The organism is bacterium (assembly GCA_030019025.1).
Taxonomy (GTDB): Bacteria; Hydrothermota; Hydrothermia; order UBA1063; family UBA1063; genus UBA1063.
Genome location: JASEFR010000002.1, coordinates 28,315 through 41,186 on the forward strand (window position 1 = coordinate 28,315; position 12,872 = coordinate 41,186).

The following is a 12,872-nucleotide window of genomic DNA, read 5'->3' on the forward strand; positions in this document are numbered from 1 at the left end:
TCACCCGGAACAATAAACTTTACTTTGTTGACGCATCCTGTTCCTCAGGTGGGATGAGCTGGGGTACACCCGTTCTTGTTTCCGATGAGCACCTATATTCAACTTATATATTTAGAGACATTAACACTTACCTTCCACGGCTTGCCAATAAATACGACTCTCACTCACCCGCTGCTTTATGGGCAAGAGACTTTCAACATTTTGCATACCCTTCCTTCTTCTATGACAGTACATATTTCTGTGTCGATAATATGGCAGCAACGGGGATAATTGAAAGCAATCATATCTCAAACAAATTAAATTTCTCAATCAATACGATATCCAGTGGAAAAATAACTCTGAATTTTGGCAGCAAACTTGATGAAAACCTGAATGCAACGATATTAACAGCAGACGGCCGGGTCGTCAAAAATTTTGACATTCCAAAAGGTGAAAAAACTTTTGCCGTCGAAATTAATATGCTTCCTGCGGGAATATACTTTATCAATGTGAGAAACGACAGAACCAGTGGATTAAAGAATTTTATAATTACAAGGTAGAAAATAAATCATCTAAAAAGGGGTCCAGGCGTCCCAAATGGGACGCCTGGACCCCTAAAACAAACCCCGTCGTACTCACCCCTTGTTAGACAGCCCCCTGAAACGTGAAGCTTAAATTTGACCAATTCAGACCCCAAAATAGCAACCACTAAAAGGAACCAATTAAGTTATCCAACTAACCTACAAGAAAACGAAACTCACAGCCTAACTAATTTTAATTTTCAACTTAAACCATTGCAACAAAAACAACCCCATAATTAATCTGAAGGGCGACCAATTCAGCCTCAACATCGACAGGTTTGTAACCAAGTGACCTCTCTAAATTTTTGTTAAAGCCTTAGTCAAAAATGCTTTTAACTCTTTTAAAACTTCTCAGTTGCAATTTTTTGTTTAAAATTGTGCCCCTTTAATACTCTATGCTTTCAAGCTACGACCCTTAAACTTTAAAATTTACATAATGAAAAAGCTTCCATTATTTTTCCTGCTATTTTTTACCTTTCTCTCTTGCGTACCGAGAAAAACACTGAAAGAGGAAACGGATATCAAAAAACTCCAAGAAAACCTGAAAAAAATCTACCACGAACTTTCTACATCAGAAGTAAGGGGGAGATATAGATACCAATCCCAAGCGGTTACCATTAACGGCAGGTTCAGAATGACAAAAAAAGGAAATGAATGGACCGTAATACTGCAAAACCCTTTAAGTCCATCATTATTAAAAATTAACGAAGATACACTGCCCATTAAAAACCTTATTAATAAGGACTGGAAAGAGGCAGGGCTGAAATATGAAGTATTAGGCAATTTGCTCAAATTGAATTTCAACGACTCTGCTTTTGCAGAAATTGAAACCATGGATTCCTTGCCCATTAGAATCCGTTACAACGACTCTCTCGCAATTCTCTCCTACCACAACAATAAGTTAAAGGAAATTAAGATTCAAACTGAGGATGAGACAATTATATTGCAGCTGGATTATTAAATTTATTAAACGCCTCCTTTGATATAAAATAAGACCATGCCGAGTAAGAAAAAGTCCCGAAAGAAAAAAGAAACTCCTCTAAAATCCAAAACCGACGCCAAGATAAAGGAAGAAAAAAACACTAACAAAAAGGAACCAAGTTCAAAAACCCCCTCAAGCAAAAGAAAACTACTCATAGTGGAATCCCCAACCAAAGCGAAAACAATAAAAAATTACCTCGGAAGAGATTTTGATGTTATAGCGTCGAAAGGGCACATAAAAGACCTTCCAGAAAACACTCTGGGAATAAAAATTGAAAAGGGATTTGAGCCCAAAATTGTTATTCTTCCGCAGAAAAGGGAAGTAGTGAAGCAAATTCAAAAGAAATCTCAAGAGGCCGAAGAAATCTACATAGGAAGCGACCCAGACAGGGAAGGTGAAGCAATTGCAAAACACATAAAGGAAGAGATAGAAAAGAAAGTAAAAAACAAACCCATAAAAAGAGCTCTCTTTTATGAGATCACAAGGGAAGAAATTATTAAAGCAATTCAAAATGCTGGGGATATTGATGAAAAAAAAGTAAAGGCGCAGAAAGCTCGAAGAATTCTTGATAGGTTGGTCGGATACCTGGTAAGCCCATTGCTATGGAAGACAATAAAAAAGGGACTTTCCGCCGGAAGGGTCCAATCTGTTGCTTTAAGGCTCATTTGTGAAAGAGAAAAGGAAAGGCAGGCTTTTAAAAAGGAAACCTATTATATAATCAAAATACTGATTTCCAAGGACGGGAAAAATTTCTGGGCAACTTTGAAAACCGACGAGCCACTAAAAGAGAAAGTAAAAGCAGAAGAGATAATCAATTCACTAAAGGGCAAAAAGGTTACTGTGTCTTTCTTTGAAAAGAAGCAGTTAAAAATTAAACCTTATCCACCTTTAAAAACTTCCACACTGCAACAGGAGGCATCAAAGAGATATAGGTTCAGTCCTGGAAAGACCATGTCCATCGCACAAAAACTTTACGAAGGTGTTGAGATTGATGGAAAAAACGTTGGCCTTATAACTTACATGCGCACTGACTCACTGAGACTTTCAGAAAAAGCGATTTCCGCAATAAGAAGTTTAATCAAAGAACAATTCGGTACTGCATACCTCCCACCCGCACCAATAAACCATGAGACAGGAGGAAAACTCGTTCAGGGCGCTCATGAAGCTATAAGACCTACTCACCCTAATTTGGCACCGGAGTCTCTTGTAGGCAAACTGGAGGGTGACTCTCTAAGGGTCTATGAACTTATATGGAAAAGGGCTTTAGCCTCTCAGGGTAGCTATGCACAGGAAGAAGTAAAAGAAGCAAATTTGGAAGTTGATGGTTTAAAATTTGTTGCCCGCGGGAAAAAATTAATATTCGAAGGATTTTACAGAATTCTTGGTGAAATACCTCATTATGAAGATATTCCTGAACTCGAAAAGGGAGAACAACTGGACATTATTGATGTCAGAGGTGAAGTAAAGGAAACAGAACCGCCGCCAAGATATACTGAGGCATCACTTATCAGGACTATGGAACATCTCGGTATAGGAAGACCCTCCACTTACGCACCAACCCTTGAAACTCTCTACGAGCGCAAATACATCAAAAAAGAAAGGGGATATCTTGTACCCACTGATCTGGGATTCCAGGTAAATGACATACTCATTTCTCGTTTTAGAGATATCTTTGAGGTGAAATTTACGGCAAAGATGGAAGAGGAGCTCGATGAAATCGAAAGCGGGAAGAAAAGGGCTTTGGAAATTCTGGAAAAATTTTATACAGGTTTCAGCGAAGATTTGAAATCGTTTCAAGAAAACATAAAGGATATCAAAGAGGAACTTCAAAGGACTGAGGAGACTTGCCCTCTCTGTGGATCACCATTGCTTCTCAAATGGAGTAAATACGGTAAATTCTATGCCTGTTCCCGATATCCAGAGTGCAAATATACAAGGCCTGCAGAAGCCAATGAAGTGGTAGACAAAAAGTGCCCAATATGCCAAAAACCCATGATTCTCGTTGAAGGGAAAAGGGGTAAATACTACAGGTGCGTTGATTACCCAAAATGCAAAGGAACTCTTCCTTATACGCTGGGCATAAAATGCCCTGAATGTGATGGAGAAATTGTCGAGAGAAGGGGACCAAGGGGGAAGGTCTTTTATGGATGCAGTAATTACCCTGAGTGCAAATTTATTACATCTCACAAGCCCGTGGACGTGAAATGTCCTGCCTGTGGGTATCCAATTATGCTGGAAAAGAAGGGAAGAAAAGGTAAGATATATCTTGAATGCCCTAAATGCAAAAACAAAATAGAAAAGGAGGAAAAATATGAAAAAGGTTCTGATCTTTGATTTCGGTGGAACTATAGTGACCGATGAATCCGATGATATTCTACATATGCGCTTCTATAACGACTTCATAAATAGGTTTAAAATACCGGCACAACCTGAAGAGATGTTTCAGTTTTTAAAAGCAGAAATAAAGGAAGTTCTCAAAACTGGCCATGAAAAGTGGGAAAATCTATCTCTCGCATATACAAAGGCTGTAGAAAAATTTCTTAAATCTAAAAACATTGAAGTGACTCCCGACCATCTTAAAACTTTTAGAGAACTCTACCTTAAATACCACGAGGAATTTACAGAACCATTCCCTGATGCGGTAGAAACCCTTTTCAAATTGAAATCCCTTGGCTTCCGATTGGCAATAATTTCCAACATTGATAATGAAATCATTGAACCTGTTCTAAAAAAACTTGGCATCTATGACATTTTTGAAGTAATAGTAACATCAGAAGAGCTTGGTTTCGGAAAGCCTAATATCAAAATTTTCGAAGAAACGCTGAAAAGACTCGGAATAAGTCCCAAAGATGCCATATTTATTGGTGATTCGTATGCCAACGATGTAGAGGGAGCTAAAAAGGCCGGTATGGATGCAGTTCATTTTGGAGTTGATTGCAAAAGCTGGAAAGAACTACTTGATGAACTTTTAAATAGGGGGCTAAAAAATGGGCGTAATAATTAGAGAAATAGATCCAGATGACAAAAAAGCACTGAAACAATTTGTAACGCTGGAATGGGAAATATATAAAGGTGACCCAAACTGGGTCCCTCCTCTTATTGATGAAGACATCAAAAGGCTGAGCCCAAAACTGAACCCTCTCTTCAAACACCAGGAAGCAAAGTATTTCATGGCCTTCAAAGATGGGAAACCTGTTGGACGAATTGATGCTCACTTTGACTGGAAATATAATGAAATTCACGATGAAAACGCAGGATTCTTCGGATTCTTTGAGTGTATTAATGATAAAGATGTGGCACACAAACTCTTCGATTCAGCAGTGGAATGGCTCAAATCAAAGGGAGTTGATACCATTTATGGTCCCATGAACTTTAACACCAACGACGATGAATGCGGCCTTTTAATTGACGGTTTTGATAGTCCACCAGTAGTTGGAATGACATATAACCCTTCATACTACATTGAACTTATTGAAAGCTATGGATTTCAGAAAGCCAAAGACCTCTTAGCTTACATTATAACCATAGATGATGATTTTATAAATTTCGTTGGAAGACTTGAATCAAGGCTTAAACCCCTTTCGGAAAAGGCACAAGAATATGGGTTTGCTATAAGAAACGTCAATCTTAAAAAACTGGAAGAAGAGGTAAGAATTATCTTTGACATATATAATGATGCCTGGGAACAAAACTGGGGCTCTTTAGCCTTTGAAGAAGAAATAAAACATCTGGCAAACAGCCTTAAGCAAATAGTAATCCCAGAACTTGCAAAAATAGTTGAGTATAACGGCGTTCCGGCAGCCTTTGGTTTAATAATCCCAGACGTAAATCAGGTTTTAAAAGAGCTCAATGGAAGACTCTTCCCCTTTGGATTCATTAAATTCCTTACGGGATTAAAGAAAATCGATGGTTTAAGATTGCTCGCCCTCGGCATAAAAAAAGGATATAGAAGAAAAGGAGCAGACTCCCTTCTTTACTATCATCTCATGAAAGATGCCCTTGCAATGAAAAGGTTTAAGTATTGCGAGGTTTCGTGGCTACTGGAAGATAACTATCTTATAATACGGGCAACGGAGTTCATGAAGGGCAGGCATTACAAAACCTATAGAGTTTATAGAAAATTTATCTAACCTTAAGGCACTATTATCTTTAATGCCTTAGGTACACAGGTGACTTCAATCGGGAGCTGGCCTCCAAACTCAGAGTCTATATGATAATAAACACTCTTTCCTGATAGTCTCACGTTGCGTCCGCGATGGATATCTATACTACCCATCTTATGGTGAATGCCAAGGAGAAATCCAAGCCAGTGGCTTATATCGTTTATAAACCCCGCCTCTCTAAAAATCACGACATCCAGAAGGCCGTCGTCAGGACGGGCATCAGGGGCCATTTTCATCCTCCCCCCATAATTGGGAATATTAGCCAGAACAACCTGATAGCCAATTCCAAAATCCTGCCCATCTATTTCCACGTAAATAGGAACTGGCAAGTAATCAGGATATTTTACAAGGGCAATCACGACATGAGCTGGAGCACCCAGGGCTTTTTTAAATTCGTGGGGCATCTCTTTAATTGTAAATCCATCGATTCCGGCGCCCAACATCATGTGAAAATACCTTCCCCCCACAATCTTTCCCAGATCCACCTCTTTAACCTTACCATTCAAAATAACTTCTGCAGCTTTTTCAACATTTCTTGGAATCTTTTGTGACAAAGCAAATACATTCGTGATCCCCAATGGTAATATGCCAACTTTCACGTCTTTACTCGCGCAAGCATTTACCACTTCGTTCAGTGTCCCATCACCACCAGCGCTGACAATCAAGGATGCACCAAATTCTATAGCCCTCTCAGCAAGACGAATTCCATCACCAGCCTTTACCGTTTCCCATATGTAAACATCATACTTTTGTGACAGTTTTTCCAGTATTTGGCTACGCCTTTCTTTAAACTTTCTTGAATTCCGAGATTCTGGATTAACTATAATAACCGCCCTTTCCATACCCTACCTCAAAACTATAAACTTTCCTTTGTAAACGTTTTTTCCTTTTTGAATTTCGTAGAAATACACTCCCCTTCTAAGGGTACCCACATAAAACCTGCTGCCCTCAAATCTTATACCTCTCACTTTTTGCCCAGATATGTTGTAAATGCAACCATAAGCGCCATCAAATACCCTATCTAAAAAGAGATAACCACCGGAGTAATAAGCACTCACTTTATTTACTGAAAGTCTTTCCCTCACATTTACAAATCCAATATCAGCAAGATGAGCAAAAAGGTCTGTCACATCTTGAGCCCTTATGTAATAAAGTGGAAAGCCAATGTATACAAGACTGTCTCCCATCTTGAAGGCACATAATTCCCCTTCGAAATCTGGATTATCACTATAGGAATCAAAGTAAAGCAAAGGTTCCACAGAACTGGATATGTATGCCTCTACATTTTGCAATCTACCATTCCAAGACGGTAAAAGCTTTGAAGGTTCCGGATGCAATTCCAATCCTATGATACTATTATATGCCCCCTGAAAATCCGTGAAAGTGTTTAATTTTACAGAGTCCAATCTTAGTCCAAACAAATTTGAGGAATCAACGGACTGGGGATAACTGCCTACTATACCAAGATTCTGAGAATTCTTATACCCTTCAATCAAAACCTTTCCACCTGAACTTAAATACTCTATTAAAGCATCTCTGTATCTATTCCCAAGCAACTCGGTTGCGTCATCACTCATAACCCATACCAAGGAATAGATACCTATATCTGAGAGAGAGACGGAACTTACCTGTGCAACGTCCATAACTTCAAACGTATCTACTCCAACACTACCTAAAATAGAATCTATGAAACTCCTCTGCATTTCTCCATTAGGGGCTATCGGGCTACTACCGCTACCATCACGAAAATCATCGATCACGAGAATCCCTTCGCTGAGGGTAACGGGACGCGCTGACAGGACATTACTGGGATCACTCTCATTACCGAGCGAATCAACGGCAGTAATATAGTAACTATACCAGATTGGGAGATTGGCTGAAATATCATCGTATGAAGTGTCGGCAATGAGCGAATCATTAATCTTTACAAAATTTTCACCCGCACTTCTGTAAATGTTGTAACCAGCTACGTCTTCCTCCGTGTTTTTCTTCCAGAATAATCCGATTCCATCTCGCTTGGGCTGCAATCTGGTCAGAACAGGAGCTTGTGGAAGGTAATCAACACGAAGTTCTTTTATGGGTGTTCCAAATCCTTCCCTTCCACCATACTTAGACCTGACATAATAGTAATAGGTAGTTCCAGTCTGTTGCCCTTCAAGGATCACAAAAGTATCGGAAACCTCGGTTACAAAGACAAAATTTGAGGGAGAAGTTCCCTTGTATATGGTATAATTCACACCATCTGCCGAGACGCGAGGCCATCTGAGAACAACCCTATCCCCATCACCGAAATTCACAACAGACAAACTCTCCGGTGGTAAAGGAAGGAGGGCATAGTAAAGAGCGGTCGCTACAGCCAGTTTCGTGGCATTGAGCATTTGCAAAGTGTCCAGCGTGGATACCAAATCAGTAGTTCTGTGGTAATTGGGATTAGAATGATAGTTTGATTCTATAAGGAACGTCCAGGGGTAACCCATTTCAGCAAATGGATAATGATCGGATCCATAAGACGGGGTATAACTGTAACGATTGTTCCCCTGGACGTAATTTTTAATTACGTGCATCACCACCTGCCCAAATAAACTCAGGGTATCAAGGTTCACGTCAAAATCGTATCCATCCTGAGGATTAAATCCCACCATATCAAAATTTAAAACACCCCGCAGAGGTAAATTATTGTCCGCTATATATTGGGCATAACGATAACTTCCGATAAGCCCCAGCTCTTCGGCAGAAAAGGGAACAAATTGGAAGCTCAAGAAAGGCGAAGGAAGGTCTTTCAAAACCCTTGCGCACTCAACAACTGCTGCTGTACCTGAACCGTTATCATCCGCACCCGGTGCATTGTTCCAACGATCATCAGAGTATGAATCAAGGTGGGAAGTTATTAAAATAAAGTCACTGACTACGCCATTTCTAACACCTACAACATTATGCATCCAGTATCTATTGTGTTCAAAGGGCCACATATAGCCGAGATCGGAGTAATTTTGTATCTTCTCGGTCAAATATTCCTCTGCCTTCCTACAAGAATCTGTATAAGCGTATCTCGTTTTAAAGGCTTCAAGACGATTCAAGGTTGCAAAGATAGAATCTACGTTGATCATATTAAAATAATCAGACACTTCTGGCAAATCGGGTATGTAGTACATTCCGCTGGTGTAAGGTGTTTTTACCTTTTTCTCAACCGTTTCGTAAAGGACAATCTCATAAGGGGAATAGTCCATTTTCTCCAGTTCACCCTCCACCAGATAGGTAATACTGTCTATTCTTTGAATCACCTTTGCACCTTGCTTTTCTATGTATTCAGTACCTATCCTCTTTACATCAATTACTAAATATCTTGGGATAGCGAGCATCACAACAAAAAGCAAAATTCCCATCTATTACCTCCTTGCAAATGTTGTCTATCAAAACTTGCCATTCTTAAAGCCGTATTTCCCCTTCAGGGGTACAAAACTGCAATAGGTAAGTTCTTCTCCTTCTAACTTATCATTTTTCTTGATAAATCTATAAAGAACGTCTGAAAAACCTCTGCTTATAGGAATTACTAAAATGCCACCTTCAGCAAGTTGCCCTTTCAAAGGCTCCGGTACATCAGGGGCGGCAGCAGTTACTATAATTCGATCAAAAGGGGCCTTTTCTTCCCAACCCTCTGAACCATCGCCAATTTTAAAATAGATATTGTCGTAGCCCAGATCCTTAAGAATTTTCTGAGCTCTTTCTGAAAGTTCGGGGACGATTTCCACGGTATAAACTTCCTTAAAAAGCTCTGATAAAATTGCGGTAGTATATCCAGAACCGGTTCCTATTTCTAAAACCTTCAAATCCTTAGAGGGTTTCAATGCCTGGACCATATAAGCAATCATATATGGCTGGGAAATGGTCTGCCCAAAACCTATCGGCAAAGGATAATCCTCATAGGCCTCCCTCACCAGGCTTTCAGGTACAAAAAGATGTCGCGGAACCTTAAGAAAGGCATTGAGGACATCTGGATGCCAAATATCCCTACCTTTCAGATGTTCCTCCACCAACTTCTTTCTCAAATTTTCGTAGTATTCCGAGTTTTTCATAATCCGTAATATCAATCAAGAGAGGGGAAATGGAAACATACCCCTCTAACACTGCCTCCAAATCCGTCCCCTTTGAGACGTGCCAAAGGGGCTCTCCACCGATAATATAGGTATTGTCCCTTAATTTTATCACCGGATCTTTGTACATCCTTGTGGAAAGCCTTGTGAGCTTAACACCTTTTATCTTTTCCAAAGGCAAATTGGGAACATTTACATTCAGAAGTTCGCCATTTAACCTACGCATAAGCAAAAATTTTGCAATCCTACAGGCAAAATGTGCCGCGGTCTCATAGTACTTGATTTTATCCTCTCGCTCCACATAAAGAGATACCGCTATAGCAGGAACCCCATACATCGCACCTTCTCGTGCAGCTGCAACAGTTCCAGAGTAAAAGACATCTTCGCCAAGATTTTGCCCCAGATTTATACCGGACACCACGAGGTCTGGTTTTCTCTGCAAAACTCCGTAAATAGCTATAAGCACTGAATCAACAGGGGTCCCTTCCACAGCAAAAACGTCTTTCTCTATCTCCTTTACTGAAATTTCCCGTCTCAGAGTAATGGAGTGACTGGATGCGCTCCTTTCCGAAGAAGGAGCAAAAACAACAACCTTTCCTAACTCAAGCATATATTTTCTGAGTGTCCTAATGCCCTCGCTGTCGTAACCGTCATCATTTGATAGCAATATTAACTTTTTTTCCATACCAGTCCAAAATACATTTTTAAAAACCTTAAAGTGTCAACAAACCTATTGATTTTACTCCTGAGCTTCTCATGGTAGTTCGCGGGAATATTAACATAGCCAACCTTTTTGCCACTTAAAAGGCCCTTAATTAAAAGTTCCGACTCTGCTTCAAATTTATTAGAGCTAAATTTCAAATCTTTAATAACCTCTTTTCTGTAAGCCCTATAACCGCTTTGCGAGTCCTCCACCCTTCTCCGACATAAAATTGAGATGGCTAAGGTCGTGAGTCTATTGGAAAGATAGCGATCTTTTGGCATTTTACTAAGTTCTCTCCACCTTGTTCCAATAACTATATCGTAACCTTCTTCTAATTTCCTTAAAAACTCAAAAACCAAATAAGGGGGATGCTGGAGATCTCCATCCATTGTAATTATCGCATCAACTTCTCTTTTTAAAGCCTCGTTGAATCCAACCCTTTGAGCAAACCCTTTTCCCATATTCCTTTCAAGGCTTATGTACTTAACACCTTCGGATTCAAATATTTCCTCAGTTTTATCCGTTGAACCATCGTTCACAAAAAGGGTAAATTTAAGAAGTCCTAAGTCTTTCAAAACTTTTATCAAATCACCAAGTACACTTTCTTCATTGTATACGGGAATTACTATGAGGAAACTAAGCATCGGGGCGAGTGGACTTGAACCACCGACCCCCAGCCCCCCATGCTGGTGCGCTAACCAACCTGCGCTACGCCCCGATGCACTCATATTATAGGCCTCAACCATTGTTCATTCAAGGAACAAACCTCAAATCAAAGCTTATATTATCGCTCCTTATGTACTGTTCATAAGTCGTTCCTGTAATGTAAAATGTAACCCGGCCGATTCCGAAGTAATTAAGAGTATCATCGTACAAAGAATCAATTCTGTACGCACTGAGGTTATCAAAGGAAATGTAAAATTTGAGGTCTCTTATCTGCCCATCCTCCATTGGGATAGGGGGATAAACGATGGCTTCATAGGTTTTAATAGTCTCATCGGAAGGAGATTTCAAAACCCAGATTATTTCATCAAGGTATCCCACCGCAGGTCCTTCGTATTTTACTTTAATACTCAAAAGTGTAGAATCCCATGTTATAACTGTGTCTGACCCGCCAAACCAGCTATTGGTTGGGTCGCCATCAGGATCATGGACTCTAATGGAATCGGCAACGCTGAAGGAAAGAATCTCAATCTTTGCCTCCTTTGGGGCACACGCTACAAAAAGAAAAATAATAACTCCTGCACCTAATAAACGCCTCATATTTCCACCACAAATTCGCCGTTTTTATAAATTAATTCCCCATCCGCATAAACTTCTCCACTCTTTCGAAGGTCGTAAATCATATCCCAGTGGACTACTGACTTGTTCATTCCTCCAGCCTCTGCAAAAGCTCTCCCAATGGCAAGATGAATGGTACCCCCAATCTTTTCATCAAAAAGTACATTCTTGGTAATATTTTTTATACCGTAGTTTAAACCGAAGGCAAACTCTCCAAGCCTCTTCGCGCCATCATCGGTTTCCAGAACCTTTTGCAAGAAATCGGAACCTTTCTCGGCATTAGCCCTGATAACAAGCCCATCCTTAAACTCAAGGTAAACATCTTCTACCTCTTTACCCATGTAATATTGCGGCAAGTTAAACCGAATTCTCCCATTCACCCCATTTTCAAGGGGTGAGGTAAAGACTTCTCCGTCTGGAAAATTTTCCTTTCCCGAAGCATTCACCCATTTCCTTCCATCTGTTCTTATCACAAGTTCGGTATCTTCACCAATAATTCTAAATTCTTTCTTATTTTCGAGAAACTTGACAATTCTTTTCTGCCTATCATCAATGCCCCTCCAATATTCAACTGGGTCCTCTTCGTCAAGATGACATGCTTTTATAACAAAATCCTCAAATTCCTGAAGTGACATTTGCGCATCCTGAGCCTGTGCAGGGGTAGGATAAAGGGTAACGCTCCAGCGAAGTTCACCCTTTTTATACCTTTCTTCAAAGATTTCTATCAATTCCTTCCCCGCAAGGCTTGCAATCCGCATCTTTTCAGGGTCCACATTTGTTAAAGCCCTAGTGTTTTGAGTTGCCATAATATTCAAGAAACAGTGTGCAGTTTCAACCTCCACCTTAGACCAGGGAAGCACGAAGCTTAGCTGATGTTCTTGAGCATACTTATAAAAATAGTATGCAGAATCGGGTAAACTCACTTTAATTACAGGATGCGCACCTTTTAAAAGTGCCTCTTTGTATAGTTCCAGAATAAGCGGTTCAGCAAGATAAGTTGAACTTATAACCAGGATTTCATCTTTTTTAACACTCAGAGAATAATCAAGAAGAACCTTTGCCATCTTTCTTATATATTGGCTATCCATATCA

General features: G+C 39.9%; 12 protein-coding genes and 1 tRNA gene. 5 read left to right on the forward strand and 8 right to left on the reverse strand.

The genetic code is table 11. The annotated features are described in order from the left end of the window. The 5 genes from QMD82_00775 to QMD82_00795 all read left to right on the forward strand — a co-directional run. Window positions 1-539, forward strand: a 539-nt coding sequence (locus QMD82_00775; protein ID MDI6850459.1) for a T9SS type A sorting domain-containing protein, incomplete at its 5' end; no start/stop codon positions are given. 457 nt (window positions 540-996) lie between these two features. After that, entirely contained in the window at window positions 997-1,521 is a 525-nt protein-coding gene (locus QMD82_00780; protein MDI6850460.1) for a hypothetical protein, read from the forward strand. Window positions 1,522-1,557: 36 nt separating this feature from the next. Next, complete coding sequence (topA, locus tag QMD82_00785; GenBank protein ID MDI6850461.1) at window positions 1,558-3,876, forward strand: type I DNA topoisomerase; 2,319 nt, start codon at window positions 1,558-1,560, stop codon at window positions 3,874-3,876. Beyond that, complete coding sequence (locus QMD82_00790; protein ID MDI6850462.1) at window positions 3,854-4,546, forward strand: HAD family hydrolase; 693 nt, start codon at window positions 3,854-3,856, stop codon at window positions 4,544-4,546. Before topA ends, QMD82_00790 begins: the two co-directional genes overlap by 23 nt. Beyond that, the gene (locus QMD82_00795; protein ID MDI6850463.1) at window positions 4,530-5,672 is read left to right on the forward strand and encodes an N-acetyltransferase; all 1,143 of its coding nucleotides are present in this window, start codon (window positions 4,530-4,532) and stop codon (window positions 5,670-5,672) included. Before QMD82_00790 ends, QMD82_00795 begins: the two co-directional genes overlap by 17 nt. Window positions 5,673-5,674: 2 nt before the next feature. Here QMD82_00795 and QMD82_00800 read toward each other — a convergent pair whose 3' ends face one another. The 8 genes from QMD82_00800 to QMD82_00835 all read right to left on the reverse strand — a co-directional run bounded on the left by QMD82_00800 (window position 5,675) and on the right by QMD82_00835 (window position 12,868). Continuing rightward, complete coding sequence (locus QMD82_00800) at window positions 5,675-6,547, reverse strand: diacylglycerol kinase family lipid kinase (protein ID MDI6850464.1); 873 nt, start codon at window positions 6,545-6,547, stop codon at window positions 5,675-5,677. Between the two features lie 3 nt (window positions 6,548-6,550). Then, complete coding sequence (locus QMD82_00805) at window positions 6,551-9,088, reverse strand: M28 family peptidase (GenBank protein ID MDI6850465.1); 2,538 nt, start codon at window positions 9,086-9,088, stop codon at window positions 6,551-6,553. Window positions 9,089-9,115: 27 nt separating this feature from the next. Continuing rightward, entirely contained in the window at window positions 9,116-9,778 is a 663-nt protein-coding gene (locus tag QMD82_00810) for a protein-L-isoaspartate(D-aspartate) O-methyltransferase (GenBank protein MDI6850466.1), read from the reverse strand. Further along, window positions 9,714-10,481, reverse strand: coding sequence for a 5'/3'-nucleotidase SurE (surE, locus tag QMD82_00815; protein MDI6850467.1), 768 nt, complete (start codon window positions 10,479-10,481; stop codon window positions 9,714-9,716). The genes QMD82_00810 and surE overlap by 65 nt, the downstream gene beginning before the upstream one ends. After that, window positions 10,466-11,143 carry a glycosyltransferase family 2 protein gene (locus QMD82_00820; protein MDI6850468.1) on the reverse strand — a complete coding sequence of 226 codons (678 nt, stop codon included), beginning with the start codon at window positions 11,141-11,143 and terminating at the stop codon, window positions 10,466-10,468. Before QMD82_00820 ends, surE begins: the two co-directional genes overlap by 16 nt. After that, a tRNA-Pro gene (locus tag QMD82_00825) sits at window positions 11,143-11,217 on the reverse strand. Before QMD82_00825 ends, QMD82_00820 begins: the two co-directional genes overlap by 1 nt. Before the next feature lie 35 nt (window positions 11,218-11,252). Beyond that, on the reverse strand, window positions 11,253-11,762 hold the full coding sequence (locus tag QMD82_00830; GenBank protein ID MDI6850469.1) for a hypothetical protein: 510 nt from the start codon (window positions 11,760-11,762) through the stop codon (window positions 11,253-11,255). Continuing rightward, window positions 11,759-12,868, reverse strand: coding sequence for an aminopeptidase (locus QMD82_00835; GenBank protein MDI6850470.1), 1,110 nt, complete (start codon window positions 12,866-12,868; stop codon window positions 11,759-11,761). Before QMD82_00835 ends, QMD82_00830 begins: the two co-directional genes overlap by 4 nt. Window positions 12,869-12,872 lie beyond the last annotated feature (4 nt).

Excerpts from the sequence above, each read along its gene's own strand:
- QMD82_00835 (MDI6850470.1), bottom strand. The coding sequence starts at position 12,868 with ATGGATAGCCAATATATAAGAAAGATGGCAAAGGTTCTTCTTGATTAT.
- topA (MDI6850461.1), top strand. The coding sequence starts at position 1,558 with ATGCCGAGTAAGAAAAAGTCCCGAAAGAAAAAAGAAACTCCTCTAAAA.
- QMD82_00810 (MDI6850466.1), bottom strand. The coding sequence starts at position 9,778 with ATGAAAAACTCGGAATACTACGAAAATTTGAGAAAGAAGTTGGTGGAG.
- QMD82_00805 (MDI6850465.1), bottom strand. The coding sequence starts at position 9,088 with ATGGGAATTTTGCTTTTTGTTGTGATGCTCGCTATCCCAAGATATTTA.
- QMD82_00795 (MDI6850463.1), top strand. The coding sequence starts at position 4,530 with ATGGGCGTAATAATTAGAGAAATAGATCCAGATGACAAAAAAGCACTG.
- QMD82_00800 (MDI6850464.1), bottom strand. The coding sequence starts at position 6,547 with ATGGAAAGGGCGGTTATTATAGTTAATCCAGAATCTCGGAATTCAAGA.
- QMD82_00820 (MDI6850468.1), bottom strand. The coding sequence starts at position 11,143 with ATGCTTAGTTTCCTCATAGTAATTCCCGTATACAATGAAGAAAGTGTA.
- surE (MDI6850467.1), bottom strand. The coding sequence starts at position 10,481 with ATGGAAAAAAAGTTAATATTGCTATCAAATGATGACGGTTACGACAGC.
- QMD82_00790 (MDI6850462.1), top strand. The coding sequence starts at position 3,854 with ATGAAAAAGGTTCTGATCTTTGATTTCGGTGGAACTATAGTGACCGAT.
- QMD82_00780 (MDI6850460.1), top strand. The coding sequence starts at position 997 with ATGAAAAAGCTTCCATTATTTTTCCTGCTATTTTTTACCTTTCTCTCT.
- QMD82_00830 (MDI6850469.1), bottom strand. The coding sequence starts at position 11,762 with ATGAGGCGTTTATTAGGTGCAGGAGTTATTATTTTTCTTTTTGTAGCG.